Below are 18,517 nucleotides of genomic sequence, written 5' to 3' on the forward strand. Positions count from 1 at the left end.
CGGCAACCGCAACATCACGTCACATGCGACACCTTGGGAGACAGACGCGGCGTCATTGCAACATCCGCACGGCCCGGACGGGTCGGATGCTGGCCGGATTCTGGACGCAGGTGGCCGGATGCGGGCGCCGGTCAGCGCCGGTTGCGCCGCTTTCCGGGAACCCGCGAGGTGAAACCCGGCGGGCGTTTGCGGACCCAAGCGATGAACCGGGCCAGCCGGGGATGGGCGCGCAGGGCCTCGACGGTGGAATAGTCGCGCGCCAGTTCACTTTCGGTCAGGGTGGCGTGTATCTCGCGATGGCAGATATCATGCAGGCACACGGTGTCGCCCCGTCGCCCGCCTTTCAACCTGGGCACGAGATGGTGCAGGCTCTGCCTGGCATCGGGCGGTATCGGGCGACCGCAGAGGGGACAGATCGGATCGGGCATGGCTGACAGGATGATGCCGCCGGAGGCGGGCGGCGAAAAGCCCCGCGCGCTGGTCGTGGGGGCGGGACCGGCAGGGTTGATGGCCGCCGGGGAACTGGCGCGGGCCGGCGCCGCCGTGCTGCTGGCCGAGGCCCGCCCGTCACCCGCCCGCAAGCTGTTGATGGCGGGCAAGTCGGGGCTGAACCTGACCCGGGCCGAAGATCCCGGCCCGTTCATGGCCGCCTATGGCGATGCGGCGGGCTGGTTGCGCCCGATCATCGCGGCCTTTGGCGCCGATGCGGTGCAGGACTGGGCGCGCGGGTTGGGGCAGGAGCTGTTTGTCGGTTCCACCGGGCGGGTGTTCCCGGTGGCGATGAAGGCGTCGCCCCTGTTGCGGGCCTGGCTGTCCGAGCTGGATGCCCTGGGCGTCGAACGCCGCACCCGCTGGCGCTGGCAGGGCTGGGACGATGACGCGGCGCTGTTCGCGACGCCGGACGGCGTGCAGCGGGTCCGGGCGGATGCCACCGTGCTGGCGATGGGCGGGGCGAGCTGGTCGCGGCTGGGATCGGATGGCAGCTGGGCGCCGGTGCTGGAACGCGCGGGCGTGACGCTGGCGCCGTTCGCCCCGGCCAATGCCGGGCTGTGCGTGACCTGGTCGGCGCATATGGCGCCGCTGTTCGGGGAACCGGTCAAGGGCGTTGCGCTGCTTGCCGGGGCCTCGCGGTCGCGGGGCGAATTCGTGATCTCGGGGCGCGGGCTGGAAGGCGGCGGCATCTATGCGGTGTTCCGGGCGGTACGCGAAGGGGCGCCGCTGCTGCTGGACCTGTTCCCGGATCTGCCCGAGGCCGAGATCGCGCGCCGCCTGTCGCGCCCGCGCGGCAAGGCCAGCCTGTCGAATCACCTCCGCCGCGCGCTGAAGCCGGGGCCGGTCCGCACCGCGCTGCTGCAGGAATTCGGCCGCCCGTTGCCTGCTGACCCGGCGGCGCTGGCGCGGCTGGTCAAGGCGCTGCCCGTCGCCCATGCCGGCCCGCGCCCGCTGGACGAGGCGATCTCGACCGCCGGAGGCGTGCGCGGCGCGGCGGTCGATGACGGGTTGATGCTGACGGCCTGTCCGGGCGTGTTCTGCGCCGGCGAGATGCTGGACTGGGAGGCCCCGACCGGGGGCTACCTGCTGACAGGCTGCCTGGCGACCGGGCGCTGGGCCGGGCGTGCCGCCGCGCGGTGGCTGCGGCTCTAGCCCGCCCCCGCCGCCGCGGCGCGTGTGAACGCATCGCGCGCCCGCATCCGTTTGCTATAGGCCTTGAGCGTGTCGCTCTCGACCGGAAAGCCCGCGCTATAGGCCCAGTTCAGGCAATGGGTGGCGATGATGTCGGCGATGGTCATCGTTTCGCCCTGCAGGAACGGGCCGTCGAACCGGTCGGCCATCCGGGCGAGGCTGCGGGCGAATTCCCATTTCAGGCTGTCCTTGATCGCGGGTAGGCGGCGATCCTCGGGCAGCACAAAACTGTGCCGCGCGGCGGTCCAGAGCGTGGCGTCGAATTCGTCCAGAAGGCATTGGGTCAGCGCATCCTGGCGGGCCCGCTCCAGCGTGCCCGCCGGGTGGGCCAGAACCCCGTGCCTGTCGGCGAGATAGATCAGGATCGCGGTCGAATCGGTCAGCGCCACGCCGTCCTCGATCAGCACCGGCACCTTGCCCGACGGGTTGTGCGCGGTGACCGCGTCGCTATGCGGAGAGGCCGGGTCGAGCGTGTAGGGCAGCCCGGCCTCTTCGAGGAACCAGAGCACCCGGAACGCCCGTGAATGCGGATGGCCAATCAGTTGATACATGAATTTTCCCCTGCTGTCGGTTGCGGCCAATCTAGACCGGTTGGCCCGGCGATCAACAGGCCGGATCAGCGGGCCTGTGCAAGCATGGCCAGCCGGATCAGCGTCCGTTCGACCAGCGCCATTGCCGGGGCGGCCTGCCCGGCCGAGCGCAGGGCCAGGTCGGTGTCGGTCAGCGCCGCCAGCGCCGTTTCCAGCTTGGCCGCGGTCCAGCGGCGCGATTGCCGCAGCAGCGTGTCGCGGCGCGGACCGAACACCGGCGGGCGCAGCCGCCCGATACCCTGCGACGGGCCGCCGGGATCGGCCGCCATGGTGTATAACGTGCGGAAATGCCGGGTGGCGCCGATGCACAGCGCAGTCGGATTGGTGCCTTGGGCCTGCAGGCGCCGGACCAGCGTTCCGATCTCACCGCTGCGCGATTCGGCGACCGCGTTCAGCAGATCGTCCAGCGCGGCCTCGGTCGATGCCGGGGCGCAGGCGTCGATATCGGCGAGGCTGAGCGGCGTTGCATCGCCGTATTTGTAGAGCCCGAGCTTGTCGACGAAGCGGGCCAGATCGCCCGGCCCCAGGTCGCCGGCCAGCTGCATCAGGCGCGCCATTTCCTCGCGTCCCGGCTCGGCGATCCCCGCCGCGGTCAGCAGCCGCCGGGTTTCGTCGGCCGATGGGGGATCGTCATAGATCGCGGCGGCGAGGCAATCCGGGCGTGTCTCGAACAGCTTGCGCAGGGCCGAGCCCTTGCGCAGCGATCCCGCCGCCACCACGATCTGCGCATCGCCGTCGCGCCAGTCGTCCAGCGCGGCCTCGACCGCCGGGGCGATCATGTCCTGTGCCTGTTCGACGAAAACCGCGCGGGCGCCGGCGAAAAAACCCACCGCCTTGACCGCATCCGTCAGGGCCGCCGGATCCTTGCGCAGGTCCGGCCCCTGCAGGCGGGTCAGGCGCATTTCCTCCTCGGCGCCCGGCCCCAGCAGGGCCGCCAGAACCTGCTGGCGTTTCAGCGCCACGCGCATCGCGTCGGCGCCGTAGATCAGCAGCCCGGCGCGCGTGGGATCGGGCGCGGCAAAGTAGCGATCGGTCTCGCGCGGCGACAGTTTCATGTGCCGAGATCCGCGGTGGCGTAGAGCTGCGCCGCGATCTGGTCGGCCAGAATGCTCATCAGTCGCGCCGTCGCGTCGCGTTCCGCGGCCAGCGTCTCGACGGTGGATCCGGTGGCGGAATAGCCGGTGAAGTTGCGGACCTTGCCCGAGGCCAGCACATTATCGCTGCCGATCGGGCGCAGCTCATAGGCGACCCGGCCGACGATGCTGTAGCGGGTGATTTCGCTGGAGGCGGTGATCGCCTGTCCCTGCTGGTCCGTTCTCAGCACGAATCCGAGCCGGTAGGCGGGGGTGGCGGCGCGTCCCAGCCGGTCTTCGAGCTCTTCGACCAGCAGATAGGCTGAGGCGGTTTCCGGCGGGGCGACCTCGACCCGGCCGCGCAGGGTGCTGGCCGTGCTGCCCGGCGCATAGACCGGGGTGAACCCGCAGGCCGCCAGTGCCGGGGCCAACGCGAGCAGGCCCAGCGCCTTGCGGCGGCCGGGATGCGGGTCAGACAACGACATTCACGATCCGGCCCGGCACAACGATCACCTTTTTCGGCTCCGCCCCGTTCAACGCTTTCCGCACCGCGTCCTGTTCCAGCGCGATGGTTTCAATCTCGTCCCTGGACAGCGCCTTGGCAACACTGATCTCGGCGCGGCGTTTGCCGTTGATCTGGATCGGCATGGTCACCGTGTCCTCGATCAGCATCGCCGGGTCCGCCTGCGGCCAGGGGGCCGCGGCGCAGAGGCCCTCGCCCCCCTGGTGATGCCAGATATCCTCGGACAGGTGCGGGGTCATCGGCGCCATCAGCTGGGCCAGCGTCATGATCGCCTCGCGCATCACCGGATAGGAGGCCGCGGCCCTGGACAGGGTGTTGGTGAAGGCATAGAGCTTTGCGATCGCCGCGTTGAAGCCGAAGCTCTCGACCCCCAGCGTCACGTCATGGATGGTCTTGTGCATCTCGCGCAGCAGCGCGTCATCGCCATCGCCCGGCGCGTCGCGGTCGATCCGGCCGATGCGGTCGCAGAGGTTCCAGACACGGGTCAGGTGCTTGTGCGCGGCCTCGGCCCCGGAGGCGGTCCATTCCACGTCGCGTTCCGGCGGGCTGTCGGACAGCACGAACCAGCGCGCGGTGTCGGCGCCGTAAGACGAGATGATCGACACCGGATCGACCACGTTCTTTTTCGATTTCGACATCTTGGCCGACGGAATGATCTCGACCGGGGTGCCGTCGGCCAGCCTGCCGTCGGTCACGTCCTCGGGCAGGTGATAGACCGGGCGGCCGTTGTGGTCGCGGGTCTGATAGATCTCATGCGTGACCATGCCCTGCGTGAACAGCGCGTCGAACGGTTCGATCGCGCTGGCGGGCAGGTGTCCCGTGATCCGCATCGCGCGGGCGAAGAACCGTGAATAGAGCAGGTGCAGGATCGCGTGTTCGATGCCGCCGATATACTGGTCGACATTCATCCAGTATTCGGCGTCGTCCATCCGCGTCGGGGTTTCGGCGCGCGGCGCGGTGAAGCGGGCGAAATACCACGACGAATCGACGAACGTGTCCATCGTGTCGGTTTCGCGTTTCGCCGCCGCCCCGCAGGACGGGCAGGCGCAGTCGCGCCAGGTCGGATGCCGGTCGAGCGGGTTGCCGGGCTTGTCGAAGCTCACGTCGTCGGGCAGGCGGACCGGCAGGTTTTCCTTTTTCTCGGGCACCACGCCGCAGGTCTCGCAATGCACCACCGGGATCGGGCAGCCCCAGTAGCGCTGCCGCGACAGGCCCCAGTCGCGCAGGCGGTATTTGGTCACGCCTTCGCCCCAGCCGTGTTTCGCGGCATAGTCGATGGTGGCGTCGACGGCCTCTTCTCCGGTCGCCACGTCCAGCCCCGCGAAATGGTCAACCCATTGAACCTTTTCCGTTTTCGGCGGAACGAAGGCCGTGTTTCCGACCGGCTTCGGATCGTCCAGCGCCAGGAAGGTGTCGATCACCGGCAGGTCGTATTTGCGGCAGAAATCCAGGTCGCGCTGGTCATGCGCGGGGCAGGCAAAGATCGCCCCGGTGCCATAGTCCATCAGGATGAAATTCGCGACCCAGACCGGCAGTTCCCAATCCGGGTTCAGCGGATGACGGCATTTCAGACCAGTGTCGAAGCCCAGCTTCTCGGCCTTTTCCAGCGCTTCCTCGGAAGTGCCGGATTTGCGCACCTGCGCGTTGAACGCCGCCAGTTCGGGGTTTTCCGCTTCCAGCGCCCGCGACAACGGGTGATCGGGCGAGATGCCGATGAAACTGGCGCCCATCAGCGTGTCGGGCCGGGTGGTGTAGACCTCGATCGCGTCATGGCCGCAGGCGGGCGCGGTCAGGTCGAAGCCGAGCTGCAGGCCGCGGCTCTTGCCGATCCAGTTTTCCTGCATCAGCCGCACCTTGGCGGGCCAGTTTTCCAGCCCGTCCAGCGCGTCGAGCAGTTCGCCCGCCATGTCGGAAATCCGGAAGAACCACTGGGTCAGTTCGCGCCGTTCCACCTCGGCGCCCGACCGCCAGCCCTTGCCGTCGATGACCTGTTCGTTGGCCAGAACGGTCATGTCCACCGGGTCCCAGTTGACCACGGCGGCCTTGCGATAGACCAGCCCGGCGTCGAGCATGTCGAGAAACAGCGCCTGCTGCTGTCCGTAATATTCGGGATCGCAGGTGGCGAATTCGCGCGACCAGTCGATCGACAGCCCCAGCGGTTTCATCTGCGCGCGCATGTCGGCGATGTTCTGGTAGGTCCAGTCCTTGGGGTGCCCGCCCGAGGCCATCGCCGCGTTTTCGGCCGGCATGCCGAACGCGTCCCAGCCCATCGGGTGCAAAACGTTGTGGCCGGTCGCCAGCTTGTGCCGGGCCACAACGTCGCCCATCGTGTAGTTGCGCACATGGCCCATGTGGATGCGCCCCGAGGGATAGGGGAACATCTCCAGCACATAGTATTTCGGGCGGCTTTCGTCGCGCCGCGCGGCAAAGAGCCCGGCCTCGTCCCAGGCCTGCTGCCATTTCGCTTCGATTTCGGAGGCGGTGTAACACGACATACCGGTGCTGGTCCCCTGGTTGACCCTGACTGAAAACGCCGGGCGCGTGGCCCGGCGTGGTGATAGTGCGATTTCCGGCGCGTTGCCAGAGCTTGTTGCCGATGTTGTTTCGCGGCGCCGGGATCAGAGCTTGCTGTCGCCGATCCTGATCTGCCGGGCACGGGCCAGGATCGCATCCTCGACCGCGCGGGTGGTGCCTGCGCTGGCCGGTCCGTTGCGCGTGTGCAGCGAAACGTTCAGCGACCGCGCATCCAGCGCCGGGTCCTTGATATGCACGGTGGCGCGATAGGACCGCCCGCCGCCGGGGGGCGTGCCATAGCCGGTGATGATCACGCCGGTGAACGGATCGACATCCTGAACCGGCAGGAAATCGAGCACATCCAGCGTCGCCGCCCAGATATACCGGTTCACATTGACGGTCTGGTCTCCCTTGGACGGGCCGAAGATGTCCCAGATCGACGATTTTTCGTAATTGCCACCGGCGGTTCCGCGGTTGTTGGTCTCCAGCCCGCCCGGAGGGGCCTCTCCGACCGGACCGCCGCCCGTGCGCCGCCCGCCGCAGGCCGAAACCGCCGCGCAAAGTGAAAATATGAGTGCCGCCTTGAGCAGTATTCTGGGTGTCATCTGGCGTTTCCGCAGCGCATCGTTCCGCAAACTCCTACCCAAGCAGGCCCGGTGGGGCAAGGCCATTGTCTGAACGTTGTCCCGACCTGTGCCGGGGCGGGTGGGGATGCCTGCGTGCGGGTGACGCAGGGGCAGGAGGTGGCGGGTGTGGCAAAGCTGCACCATTCGGGGCCGGTTTCCCCGGCGGCTGGTCGCAACCCTTGCCAAGACGGGGCCGAAAGAGCGAAACCCCTTGCCATACCCACGCCGGGATTCTCCGGTTTGGGCGTATGGATTGAAACCGAGGGAAGCAAAATGAAAAAGATTCTCTTCGCTACGACCGCACTGGTCGCGACCGCAAGCGTCGCAGCTGCGGACGTTCGGCTGAGCGGTTATGGCCGCTTCGGTCTGGACTATAACGAAGCCAACGATTCGGCCGTCAACGGTGTGTCCTCGACCACCCTGACCAGCCGTCTGCGTCTGCAGGTGGACATGACCACCGAAACCGACAACGGTGTGACCTTCGGTGCCCGCTTCCGCGCACAGGCCGAAAGCCGTGACAACGCTGGCGCCTCGGGTGCACCGACCTTCAGCGACGTCAACGGCGACGGCGTCATCACGCCCAACGAGATCTCCGTTGGCGGCGGCGCAGTCTTCAACGGCGCACGTTTCTATGTGACCTCCGGTGGCTTCACCCTGGGTGTCGGCAACATCATCGGCGCGCTCGAAAACACGCCGGGCCTGTATCTTGAAACCCGCACCGCCGGCATCGGCATCGACGGCGCAGGCTTCGAATCGCTGGTCACCAACGTGAACGGCGAATCGTTCAACTGGGACGCATATTCGTCGGCCGGCTTCGGCGCCAACGGTGTTGAAGTTCTGTACTCGGCAGGCGGCTTCAGCGGCCACATCTCGTACAGCCAGGACAACGAAACCTATGCCCTGCGCAACAACGCCGGCGTCGATCGCACCGCGATCAACCTGGCCTACACCTTCGGCGACTGGACCGCAGCAATCGGTTACCAGGACTCGAGCGCAATGTGGGAAGACAAGCTGCTCCTCACCGTCTCGGGTGACCTGGGCATCTTCGGTGTCCGTCTGGCCTATGCCGACAACGACGGCATCGACAAATACGGCCTCTACGGCAATGTCGACATCGGCGCAGCCGGCAACCTGGTCGCATATGTGACCCAGGAAGACGCCGTGTCCGCCAGTGACGTGGCCGCCGGCCGTGGCGACAACCGTGACGGCGTCGCAGGTTCGAACAACCGCGAAGGCACCGGCTACGGTATCCACTACTCCTACGACCTGGGTGGCGGTGTGTCCTTCGAAGCAGGCGCACGCGAGTCGTCGAACGACAACACCACGGTTCAGGCCGGTGTGTATTTCAGCTTCTAAGCTGAACCACGCATCTGCGTGATATTGGGCAGGCCTTCGGGCCTGCCCTTTTCTTTTCCGGCCAACTGGTGTTCTCCTGCCGCGCAGAACGCGACCATGTCCGGGGACACCACAATGCCGCTGACCGAAATCCAGACCCGCATCGACACCGCCGCCGAACGCGCCGGCCGCGCCCCCGGCGCGGTCACGCTGATCGCCGTGTCCAAGCGCCAGCCCGACGACCGCGTGCAGGCGGTGCTGGAACAGGGGCACCGGGTCTTCGGCGAAAACCAGGTGCAGGAAGCGGCGCGGAAATGGCCCGGGTTCCGGGACCGGTTCGACGGTGTCCAGCTGCACCTGATCGGCCCGCTGCAAACCAACAAGACCCGCCAGGCGATGGACCTGTTCGACGCGATCCACGCGCTCGACCGGCCGAAACTGGCGGCAACGCTGGCGCGGCTGGCGCAGGACCGCGGGATCTGTCCGGATCTGTTCATCCAGGTGAATACCGGGGAAGAACCGCAAAAGGCGGGGATTCTGCCGGGCGACGCCGATGCGTTCATTGCCGAGGCCCGCGCGCTGGACCTGCCGGTTCGGGGTCTGATGTGCATTCCGCCCGTCGACGAGGAACCCAGCCTGCATTTCGCCCTGCTGGCCCGGATCGCCGAACGCAACGGGCTGACGGGCCTGTCGATGGGGATGAGCGGTGATTTCGAAACCGCCGTCGCGCTGGGTGCCACCCATGTGCGGGTGGGCTCCGCCATTTTCGGAGAGCGGATCAGCAAGGACCGGGCGTGACCGCGCCGCGCCGGCACGGCGCGGCGCCCGGCCCAACCGGTGGAGCGGCCCGCAGGGCCGCGACGGCGGGCGGGAGCGCTACCGCCCCGGCATGACCGGTACGAACAGCCGAGTGCCGGGTGCCGCCCGCGCGGCGATCCAGCGCAGATGGTCGCGGCGGAACGCGATGCAGCCTTCGGTCGGATAGCCCGGCCGCCGCCACTGGTGCAGGAATATGGCCGATCCGCGCCCCGGCACCGCGTCCGGCCAGTTCCAGTCGGTCAGCATCACCAGGTCATAAAGCGGATCGGCGCGGCGCAGCCGTTCATGGCCATGCACATGGGGCGCGCGGACCATCCGGTTGTATGCCGCATCCCCGGTATCGTCCGACCACAGGTCGCGCGGCCCGATCGGCAGCGCCCAGGGGGCCGGGCGGGCAAGCCGGTCGGGGCGATAGAGCAGCCCCACGATCCGATGCCACCCGACCGGCGTGCCGCCATCGCCCTCGCGCTTATCGGCGGCGATGCCGCCGCGCCCGATCGAACAGGGAAAACGCCGCCCGCGGAACCGGAGCCCCCCCGACGTCAGCACCATGTCGCCCGGTGTCACAGCAGATGTCCCGATTTCCTGGCCTTGGTGGCGAGATAGGCGCGGTTATGGGCGGTTTCTCCCACTTTCAGCGGCACCCGTTCGGTCACCGTGATGCCGGTGCTTTCCATCATCGCGATCTTGGCCGGGTTGTTGGTCAGCAACCGGACCGACGAAAACCCCATCGCCCTGAGGATGTCCGAGCCGAGCCGGAAGTCGCGCTCGTCATCCTCGAACCCCAGCCGGTGGTTCGCCTCCACGGTGTCGAACCCCTGGTCCTGCAGCGAATAGGCCCGCATCTTGTTGACCAGGCCGATCCCCCGGCCTTCCTGGTTGAGATAGAGCAGCACGCCCGCGCCTTCCGCCCCCATCTGCGCCAGCGCGGCGCGCAGCTGCGGCCCGCAATCGCATTTCAGGCTGCCCAGAAGGTCGCCGGTGAAACAGGCCGAATGCAGCCGCGCCAGCACGGGCGCGGACCGGTCGGGGCGGCCGATCTCGACCGCGTAATGTTCTTCCCCGCCATCCTCGGGGCGGTAGATATGCAGCCGTCCGGCCTCGGAGGCGGCCATCGGCAGGCGCGCCGCCGCCACCGGGTGCAGCGGGCTGCGTTCGTCCAGAAGCGGGGCGGCTTGCGCCCCGTCGATCAGCGTCAGCCCGTGGCTGGCCGCGAAATCGCGCGGCGCGGCCACCGGAAGGCACAGTGCCGCGGGCAGCAGCCGTGCCGATTTGGTCAGCGCGATGGCCAGCCGGTGCAGGTCCGCGCCGCCGTCGCGCATGCTTTGAAGGGGGCCTTTCATCGGGTTGCTCAGATCGTCGGCGGGATCCGCGACCGCCTGGATCCAGGCATTGTCGGCATCCGCCGGAAGCAGGACCCTGGCAAGGTCGCCGTCATAGGCCCGCACCTTGAGCGTCTCGGCCCGGCGCGCGGTGATCGCAAGGACCGGGTCCGCCCCGGCCACGCGCATGGCGTTCAGGTCGCCCAGCCGGTCGCGCGACAGGGTCTCCGCCGCACAGGCCAGCACCGCGCTCTCGTTGCCGGACAGTATGACCGGCAGCCCCATGCGCAGATCGGCACGCGCGCGTGCCAGCAATTCGTGGATATCCGGGTTCAGTGTCATCTCGGCCTAGTTAGGGTGCTTTTGCAGCAATGTGAAACAAATCCCCCGTGCCGGACACGTCAGCGTGAAGGTTTTGCATCATTCCTTGCCGCGATCGTGTTTCGCTCACATTTCTTCAGTCAGCAACGGAGGGCAACCATGGCTCAGCTAAAGAAGATCCTGCTTGTCGATGACGACGACGACCTGCGCGACGCGCTCAGCGAACAGCTGGTCATGACCGAGGATTTCGATGTCTTCGAGGCCGATACCGGCCATGCGGCGATGGAGCGGGTGAAAGAGGCGCTCTACGATCTGGTGATTCTCGACGTCGGTCTGCCCGACACCGACGGGCGCGAGCTGTGCAAGCTGATGCGCAAGCAGGGGGTCAAGTCGCCGATCCTGATGCTGACCGCGCAGGACAGCGATGCCGACACCATCCTGGGCCTCGATGCCGGGGCAAACGACTATGTCTCCAAGCCGTTCAAGTTCCCGGTCCTGCTGGCCCGTATCCGCGCCCAGCTGCGCCAGCACGAACAGTCCGAGGACGCGGTGTTCACGCTGGGGCATTACACGTTCAAACCGGCGATGAAGATGCTGATCACAGAAGACGATCGCAAGATCCGCCTGACCGAGAAGGAAACCAACATCCTGAAATTCCTCTACCGGTCCTCCGATGGCGTGGTCCCGCGTGACGTGCTGCTGCACGAGGTCTGGGGCTACAATGCCGGGGTGACCACGCACACGCTGGAAACCCATATCTACCGCCTGCGCCAGAAGATCGAGCCGGACCCGTCCAACGCCCGCCTGCTGGTGACGGAATCGGGCGGGTATCGTTTGGTTGCATGACACGGCAAGGTTGAGTAACATGGAATGGAGAAAACAAGCAGATTGACCGCGACCTCGCGGTGAACCGATCCCGCGCATGTCCGGGTGATGACATGTACCTCCCTGTTGGACTGGCCGGGCCTCGTGCCCGGCCTTTTTTGCAGGGGGTGCGGCTGGATCCCGGCGCGGCGCGGCGGGCGGGTCAGCTTTCGCGCAGCAGGCGGAATGCCGCAGAGGCGAGCCAGCCGGCGGCGATGGCGATGGCCAGCGACATCAGCCCGTAGAGCATCGGCTGCTGGCGCGACAGGGTGAACAGCCACCGTTCCAGCCCCACCTTCCGCACGTCGATCATGGTCTGGTAATGCGAGATCACCTTGCCGTTGCGGGTCAGGAAGATGCGCGTGGCATAGTCGCCCTCGGTCAGGTTGGCGGGCAGCCTGATCGCGGTCCGGAACAGGGTCTGCTCGTCCAGCGATACCTCGCCTTCGAGCTGCTGGTAGAGCCCGGCATTGCGATTGATCCGGATCACCGCCCTGGTAAAGCTCTCGGAGTCCATGACCTCCTGCGGCGCGCCCACCGACCGGATCGCGCGGTCGACACTGATCCGGTAGCGCAGGTCCTCGGTATCGCTCAGAACGTCGCTCCAGCCGGCGGATGTGGCGACGGCATAGAAACTGGGCGCCGCATCTACCTCGACCGCGTCCTTGTTGGCCCAGATCCCGAACTGGCGTGCCTTGCGCCGCACCGTCAGCGGATGGGATGGGCCGGCCACGGTGATCACCACCTGCAGCGGCGCATCCGTGGGGATCGGGGCTTCGCGCTTGACCGCGCCAAAGATCAGGATCTCGGAGCCGTCGAAATTGGTGTTGATCGACACCCTGTCCTGGCTCAACCCCAGCACCACCTCTTCGGCGGCGGCGGCGACGGGCAGAACCAGCAGAACGAGAGCCAGCCAGCGGCGTATCATCGCCTAATGCCCTCCCGTGCCGAGTGAGAACAGTTCAGCCGGTTGCAGCAGCAGGTCCAGCCCCAGCTTGCCGCAGACCGCCAGCACCAGGATCGCCAGCAGGATGCGCAGCTGCTCGGCCTTCATCCGGACGCCGATCTGGGTGCCGATCTGCGCGCCGACCACGCCGCCCACCAGCAGCAGCACCGCCAGCACCACGTCGACGGTATAGTTCGTGGTCGCGTGCAGCATCGTGGTAAAGGCAGTGACAAAGATGATCTGGAACAGGGACGTGCCGACCACCACCTTGGTCGGCATGTTCAGGATGTAGATCATCGCCGGCACCATGATGAAACCGCCGCCGACGCCCATCACCGCGGCCAGGATCCCGACCAGCAGCCCGACCAGCAGCGGCGGGATCACCGAGATATAGAGCCCCGAGGTGCGGAACCGCATCTTGAAGGGCAGGGCGTGGACCCAGGTGCGCTGGCGCCGCGCGCTGGCGATTGCGGCGCCGGCGCGGTGGGTTTTGCGGATCGTGTTCAGGCTTTCGACGAACATCAGCGCGCCGACCACGCCGAGAAAGACGACGTAGCAGAGCCGCACCAGCAGATCGACCTGGCCCATGCTCCTGAGATAGTTGAACACGACCACGCCCAGCGCGGCGCCGATCAGGCCGCCGATCAGCAGCACGACACCCATTCGCAGATCGACGGTTCGTTTCCTGAAATGCGCCAGCACGCCGGAAAAGGACGATGCCACGATCTGGTTGGCCTCGGTCGCCACCGCGACGGCGGGGGGAATGCCGATGAAGAACAGCAGCGGCGTCATCAGGAACCCGCCGCCGACCCCGAACATGCCGGACAATATTCCGACCATGCCACCCAGTCCGAGGAGCAGGAAGGCATTTACCGAAACCTCAGCGATGGGTAGGTAGATTTGCATATGTCCTGTTAGGACGGACCGCCCCCCGAAATCAACTGCCCATGCTGCCCTGCAGCAATCACGACATGAAATCGTGATCGATATGGGCCTGTCGGGGGATCAGCGTTCCTTGACGTAGGGTTCGCCACCCGCGCGCGGCGGGATCGCCTTGCCGACGAAACCGGCCAGGATCACGACCGTCAGTATGTAGGGCAGCGCATCCATCACCTGCACCGGGATCACCACGCCGCCGAGGTCGATATTCTGATACCGCAGCGCTACCGCCTGCAGGAACCCGAACAGCAGGCAGGCCCACATCGCATGCCAGGGCCGCCACTTGGCAAAGATCAGCGCCGCCAGCGCGATGAAGCCCCGCCCGGCGGTCATGTCCTTGACGAAACCGGCCTGCAGCGCCGTCGCCAGGTAGGCGCCGGCAATGCCGCAGAGCAGGCCGCAGATCATCACCGCCGCATAGCGCAGCCCCACCACCGAAACCCCGGCGGTGTCCACGGCGGCGGGGTTTTCGCCCACCGCGCGCAGGCGCAGGCCGAACCGGGTGCGGAACAGGATCCACCATGTCGCCGGAACCGCGAGAAAGGCCACATAGACCAGAATGGAATGGCCCGACAGCAGGTCCGAATAGAGCGGCCCGAGAACCGGCACATCCCTGACCGCGTCAGCCAGCGGCAGGTCGATCGGGGCAAAGCGCCCGCCGCCCATCAGCGACGGCGTGCGGCCGCCCTGGGCGAACCAGTCCTGTGCCACCAGGACCGTCATCCCGGCGGCGAGGAAATTGACCGCCACGCCGGAAATCAGCTGGTTGCCGCGAAAGGTGATCGAGGCCAGCCCGTGCAGGGCCGCCAGCACCAGCGACGCGGCGATCCCCGCCAGCAGGCCCAGCCAGACCGACCCCGTGATCGCCGCCAGCGCCGCGGAAAAGAACGCCGCCGCCAGCATCTTGCCTTCGAGGCCGATGTCGAAAATCCCGGCACGTTCCGAATAGAGCCCGGCCAGGCAGGCCAGCAGCAGCGGTGTCGCCAGCCGGATCGAACTGTCGAGAACGGGAATGATCGAGGCGAGAAAATCCATTGGTCAGGGCTCCGATCTGGCCGGTTTCCGCGCGGCAAAGACGCAGGCGCAGCCCGGCAGAATGGCAGCGGCGGCGGGAAAGCCGGGCAGGCGGGGCGTCGCTCCGGTCATGCCTCGCGCCCCTTGCGCAGGCGCAGGAACAGCCGTTCCAGCGGCATCCGCACCATGTTGTCGAGCGCGCCGGTGAACAGGATCACCAGCGCCTGGATGACCACGATCAGTTCGCGCGGGATGCTGGTCCACAGCGCCAGTTCGGCCCCGCCCTGGTAGAGAAACCCGAACAGGATCGCGGCGAGGAACACGCCGAACGGGTGCGACCTCCCCATCAGCGCCACAGCGATGCCGATGAACCCGGCGCCTTCGGTCGCGTTCAGCACCAGCCGTTCGGCTTCGCCCATCACGTTGTTGATCGCCATCAGCCCGGCCAGCCCGCCCGAGATCAGCATCGCGATCATGGTGATGCGATAGGGCGAGATCCCCGCATAGCGCGCGCCGGTCTCGGAATGGCCATAGGCGCGGATTTCGTAGCCCAGCCGCGTGCGCCAGATCAGCGCCCACACCAGTATGCATGCGGCGACCGCCACGATCAGGCTGAAATTCGCTGGCGCGGCCTTGGAAAACCCGATCCCGAACGGTGCGAGGATCTCGTGCAGCGTGGGCAGGTGGACGGCTTCGGGAAACCGGGCGCTGGCCGGGTCCATCGACCCTTGCGGACGCATCACGTTGACCAGCATGTAGTTCAGCACCGCCGCGGCGATGAAGTTGAACATGATCGTGGTGATCACGATATGGCTGCCGCGCCGCGCCTGCAGATAGGCCGGGATCGCGGCCCAGGCGGCCCCGAACAGCGCCGCGCCCGCACAGGCGGCGATCAGCGCCAGGGTCCAGTGCGGCCACGGGATGTAGAGGCAGACCAGCGCCACGCCCAGCCCGCCCAGCATGGCCTGACCTTCGCCGCCGATATTGAACAGCCGGGCATGGAACGCGACCGCGACCGCGAGCCCGGTAAACATGAAATTGGTCGCGTAGTAGAGCGTATAGCCCCAGCCATAGGTCGAGCCGAGCGCGCCCGAGACCATCAGCTTGACCGCGGCCCAGGGGTCTTCGCCGATGCCGAGGATCACCAGCGCCGACAGGATCGCGGCCAGGATCAGCGAAATCAGCGGGATCAGGACCACGTCGGCCCATTTCGGCATCTTGTCCATCACTGAGCCCCCGTGCCGGTCATGCTGCCTCTCCGCTGACGCCCGCCATCAGCAGCCCCAGTTCCTTTTCGTCGGTTTCCGCGGGCAGCCGTTCGCCCATCAGGTGACCGTCGAACATCACCGCGATGCGGTCGGACAGCGAAAAGATCTCTTCCAGTTCCACGCTGACCAGCAGCACCGCCTTGCCCGCGTCGCGCAGGGCGACGATCTGCTTGTGGATGAATTCGATCGCCCCGATATCGACGCCGCGGGTGGGCTGGCCCACCAGCAGCAGGTCGGGGTTGCGTTCGATCTCGCGGGCGACGACGATTTTCTGCTGGTTGCCGCCCGAGAAATTCTTGGCCGTCAGCCAGCCATCGGCCGGGCGCACGTCGAATTTCTCGATCTTGGCATCGGTGTCGCTGCGCAGGGCCGCGTTGTTCATCAACAGCGGGCCGCGCTGGTAGGACGGGTCGTGGTGATAGCCGAACGCCACGTTTTCCCAGGCGTGGAACTCCATAATCAGGCCTTCGCGCTGGCGGTCCTCGGGCACATGGGCGATCCGCTGCGCGCGCCGCGCCTGCCCGTCCGCGCCGGCGCCATCCAGCGCCAGCGGCGACCCGTTCAGCCGGATCGTGCCGGTGGCCGGGCGCATTCCGCCCAGCACCTCGAGCAGTTCGGACTGGCCGTTGCCCGCGACGCCGGCGATGCCGACGATCTCGCCGGCATGCACGGTCAGGTCGATGCCCTTGACGCGTTCCACCCCGTCTTCGTCCACCACCCGCAACCCTTCGATTTCGAGGATCGGCGCGCCAGGGCTGGCCGGGGCCTTGTCCACCCGCAGCAGCACCTTGCGCCCGACCATCAGTTCGGCCAGCTGCTCGGGGCTGGTTTCGGCGGTTTTCACGGTCGCGGTCATCTGGCCGCGCCGCATCACGCTCACCGTGTCGGTGGCCTCCATGATCTCGCGCAGTTTGTGGGTGATCAGGATGATCGTCTTGCCCTCTTCCTTCAGCCGGTGAAGGATGCGGAACAGCTGATCGGCCTCGGCCGGGGTCAGCACGCCGGTGGGTTCGTCGAGGATGAGGATATCGGCCTGCCGGTAGAGCGCCTTGAGGATCTCGACCCGTTGCTGCATCCCCACGCCCAGATCCTCGATCACCGCGTCGGGGTCGACGTTCAGCCCATATTCCTTCTCGAGCTCGATCAGCGTCTGCCGCGCCTTGGCCAGCGACGGGCGCAGCAACCCGCCATCCTCGGCGCCCAGGATGATGTTTTCCAGCACGGTGAAGTTCTCGACCAGCTTGAAATGTTGGAACACCATGCCGATCCCGGCGGCGATGGCGGCCTGGCTGTCGGGGATCTCGGTCTTCTCGCCATGGATCCGGATTTCGCCCGCGTCGGCCTTGTAGAAACCGTAGAGGATCGACATCAGCGTGGATTTCCCCGCGCCGTTTTCGCCGATGATCCCGTGGATCGTGCCCGGCGCGACGGAAATCGAGATATCCTTGTTGGCCTGAACCGGCCCGAAGGCCTTGGAAATGCCCTTCAGCTCGATGGCGGGAGCAGTCATCGCATGTCCTTTCCGGCCGGGGCGGTCCGCTCGATCGCCATTGCCCGGGCGAGGATAACCCGCAAGGGCCGGGTGAGCGTCACGCCGGTCACGTCGGCGGGGCCACCCGGTGGCCGCCCCGCCGATCAGGCGATCAGAAGTTCAGCACCGGGCAGCTGTCATTCTCGTAATAGCTGACCACGCTGATCTCGCCGTCGATGATCTTCTGGCGCGCGTCCTCGGCGGCGGCCTTCATGTCATCGGTGATCAGCGATTCGTTGTTTTCGTCAACGGCATAGCCGACACCGTCCTCGGCCAGCCCCAGCACGAAGACGCCGGGTTCGACGTTCTCGCCGGCTTTCATGGCATTGTAGACCGCCACGTCGACGCGCTTGAGCATCGAGGTCAGCACCTTGCCCGGATGCAGGTGGTTCTGGTTGCTGTCCACGCCGATCGACAGGATGCCCTCGTCGGCCGCGGTCTGCAGCACCCCGACTCCGGTCCCCCCGGCGGCGGCATAGATCACGTCCGCGCCCTGGCTGATCTGCGCCTTGGTCAGTTCGGACCCTTTCACCGGGTCGTTCCAGGCCGCGGGCGTGGTGCCGGTCATGTTGGCGATGATGTTGATGTCGGGATTGGCCGCCTTGGCCCCCTGGGCATAGCCGCAGCCGAAATGCCGGATCAGCGGCACGTCCATGCCGCCGATGAACCCGACCGTGCCGGATTTCGACGCCATCGCGGCGAGCATCCCGACCAGGTAGGACCCTTCATGTTCGGCGAACCCGACCTGCCGGATATTGGGCGCGTCGAGCCAGGTGACATCGATCACGACGAACTTCGTGTCGGGATAATCGGGGGCGACCGTGCTCAGCGGATCGGCCATCGCGAACCCCATCGTGACGATCGGATTGGCCCCGGCCTCGGCAAAGCGGCGCAGCGCCTGTTCGCGCTGGGCCTCGGATTGCAGTTCGATCTCGCGGAAGCTGCCGCCGGTTTCCTCGGCCCAGCGCTGGGCGCCGTTGAACGCGGCCTCGTTGAAGGATTTGTCGAACTTGCCGCCCAGGTCGAAGATCAGCGCCGGTTCCGCCAGCGCGGCGCCCGCACTCAGCGCCAGCGCGGCCGCCGCGCCCATCAGGGATTTCATCATCGTCATTTCGGGTCTCCCGTTGGTTATCTTTTTGTCCCGGCCAG

At 67.0% G+C, this 18,517-nt stretch carries 18 protein-coding genes; 4 read left to right on the forward strand and 14 right to left on the reverse strand.

Translation table 11 applies throughout. The annotated features are described in order from the left end of the window. Positions 1–131: 131 nt before the first annotated feature. The gene (locus C6Y53_RS11895; protein ID WP_106472619.1) at positions 132–428 is read right to left on the reverse strand and encodes an HNH endonuclease family protein; all 297 of its coding nucleotides are present in this window, start codon (positions 426–428) and stop codon (positions 132–134) included. On the opposite strand from C6Y53_RS11895, the gene C6Y53_RS11900 reads away from it, so the two are divergent. Beyond that, positions 427–1,644 (forward strand): TIGR03862 family flavoprotein, encoded by a 1,218-nt coding sequence (locus C6Y53_RS11900; protein ID WP_244614821.1) that lies wholly within the window; start codon positions 427–429, stop codon positions 1,642–1,644. The genes C6Y53_RS11895 and C6Y53_RS11900 overlap by 2 nt on opposite strands. Here C6Y53_RS11900 and C6Y53_RS11905 read toward each other — a convergent pair. From C6Y53_RS11905 to C6Y53_RS11925, 5 genes are all read right to left on the reverse strand, one after another. Continuing rightward, on the reverse strand, positions 1,641–2,234 hold the full coding sequence (locus C6Y53_RS11905) for a glutathione S-transferase family protein (protein ID WP_106472620.1): 594 nt from the start codon (positions 2,232–2,234) through the stop codon (positions 1,641–1,643). The two genes, C6Y53_RS11900 and C6Y53_RS11905, sit on opposite strands and share 4 nt — an antisense overlap. 65 nt (positions 2,235–2,299) lie before the next feature. Beyond that, on the reverse strand, positions 2,300–3,328 hold the full coding sequence (gene holA, locus C6Y53_RS11910; protein WP_106472621.1) for a DNA polymerase III subunit delta: 1,029 nt from the start codon (positions 3,326–3,328) through the stop codon (positions 2,300–2,302). Next, on the reverse strand, positions 3,325–3,831 hold the full coding sequence (gene lptE / locus C6Y53_RS11915; protein ID WP_106472622.1) for an LPS assembly lipoprotein LptE: 507 nt from the start codon (positions 3,829–3,831) through the stop codon (positions 3,325–3,327). Before lptE ends, holA begins: the two co-directional genes overlap by 4 nt. Further along, the gene (gene leuS, locus C6Y53_RS11920) at positions 3,818–6,364 is read right to left on the reverse strand and encodes a leucine--tRNA ligase (protein WP_106472623.1); all 2,547 of its coding nucleotides are present in this window, start codon (positions 6,362–6,364) and stop codon (positions 3,818–3,820) included. The genes lptE and leuS overlap by 14 nt, the downstream gene beginning before the upstream one ends. A gap of 123 nt (positions 6,365–6,487) precedes the next feature. Next, the gene (locus C6Y53_RS11925; RefSeq protein WP_106474075.1) at positions 6,488–6,988 is read right to left on the reverse strand and encodes a DUF3576 domain-containing protein; all 501 of its coding nucleotides are present in this window, start codon (positions 6,986–6,988) and stop codon (positions 6,488–6,490) included. A 294-nt stretch (positions 6,989–7,282) separates the two neighbouring features. On the opposite strand from C6Y53_RS11925, the gene C6Y53_RS11930 reads away from it, so the two are divergent. After that, the gene (locus tag C6Y53_RS11930; RefSeq protein ID WP_211299375.1) at positions 7,283–8,365 is read left to right on the forward strand and encodes a porin; all 1,083 of its coding nucleotides are present in this window, start codon (positions 7,283–7,285) and stop codon (positions 8,363–8,365) included. Between the two features lie 114 nt (positions 8,366–8,479). Beyond that, positions 8,480–9,142, forward strand: a complete 663-nt coding sequence (locus tag C6Y53_RS11935; protein ID WP_106472624.1) for a YggS family pyridoxal phosphate-dependent enzyme — start codon at positions 8,480–8,482, stop codon at positions 9,140–9,142. 78 nt (positions 9,143–9,220) lie between these two features. Here C6Y53_RS11935 and C6Y53_RS11940 read toward each other — a convergent pair whose 3' ends face one another. Then, positions 9,221–9,730, reverse strand: coding sequence for a L,D-transpeptidase family protein (locus C6Y53_RS11940; protein WP_106472625.1), 510 nt, complete (start codon positions 9,728–9,730; stop codon positions 9,221–9,223). Then, the gene (ribA, locus tag C6Y53_RS11945) at positions 9,727–10,827 is read right to left on the reverse strand and encodes a GTP cyclohydrolase II (protein WP_106472626.1); all 1,101 of its coding nucleotides are present in this window, start codon (positions 10,825–10,827) and stop codon (positions 9,727–9,729) included. The genes C6Y53_RS11940 and ribA overlap by 4 nt, the downstream gene beginning before the upstream one ends. A gap of 138 nt (positions 10,828–10,965) precedes the next feature. On the opposite strand from ribA, the gene C6Y53_RS11950 reads away from it, so the two are divergent. After that, positions 10,966–11,652, forward strand: coding sequence for a response regulator transcription factor (locus C6Y53_RS11950; RefSeq protein WP_106472627.1), 687 nt, complete (start codon positions 10,966–10,968; stop codon positions 11,650–11,652). Positions 11,653–11,833: 181 nt separating this feature from the next. On the opposite strand, the gene C6Y53_RS11955 is transcribed toward C6Y53_RS11950, so the two are convergent. The 6 genes from C6Y53_RS11955 to C6Y53_RS11980 all read right to left on the reverse strand — a co-directional run bounded on the left by C6Y53_RS11955 (position 11,834) and on the right by C6Y53_RS11980 (position 18,479). Continuing rightward, positions 11,834–12,598, reverse strand: a complete 765-nt coding sequence (locus tag C6Y53_RS11955; protein WP_106472628.1) for a TIGR02186 family protein — start codon at positions 12,596–12,598, stop codon at positions 11,834–11,836. 3 nt (positions 12,599–12,601) lie between these two features. Further along, positions 12,602–13,522 carry a sulfite exporter TauE/SafE family protein gene (locus tag C6Y53_RS11960; RefSeq protein WP_106472629.1) on the reverse strand — a complete coding sequence of 307 codons (921 nt, stop codon included), beginning with the start codon at positions 13,520–13,522 and terminating at the stop codon, positions 12,602–12,604. A 99-nt stretch (positions 13,523–13,621) separates the two neighbouring features. Continuing rightward, on the reverse strand, positions 13,622–14,590 hold the full coding sequence (locus C6Y53_RS11965) for an ABC transporter permease (RefSeq protein ID WP_106472630.1): 969 nt from the start codon (positions 14,588–14,590) through the stop codon (positions 13,622–13,624). Positions 14,591–14,697: 107 nt separating this feature from the next. Further along, positions 14,698–15,795 (reverse strand): ABC transporter permease, encoded by a 1,098-nt coding sequence (locus C6Y53_RS11970; protein WP_106472631.1) that lies wholly within the window; start codon positions 15,793–15,795, stop codon positions 14,698–14,700. A 19-nt stretch (positions 15,796–15,814) separates the two neighbouring features. Further along, positions 15,815–17,347 (reverse strand): ABC transporter ATP-binding protein, encoded by a 1,533-nt coding sequence (locus C6Y53_RS11975; RefSeq protein ID WP_106472632.1) that lies wholly within the window; start codon positions 17,345–17,347, stop codon positions 15,815–15,817. Positions 17,348–17,480: 133 nt separating this feature from the next. After that, entirely contained in the window at positions 17,481–18,479 is a 999-nt protein-coding gene (locus C6Y53_RS11980) for a BMP family lipoprotein (protein ID WP_106472633.1), read from the reverse strand. Positions 18,480–18,517 lie beyond the last annotated feature (38 nt).

The sequence above is a fragment of the Pukyongiella litopenaei genome, assembly GCF_003008555.2.
Taxonomy (GTDB): Bacteria; Pseudomonadota; Alphaproteobacteria; order Rhodobacterales; family Rhodobacteraceae; genus Pukyongiella; species Pukyongiella litopenaei.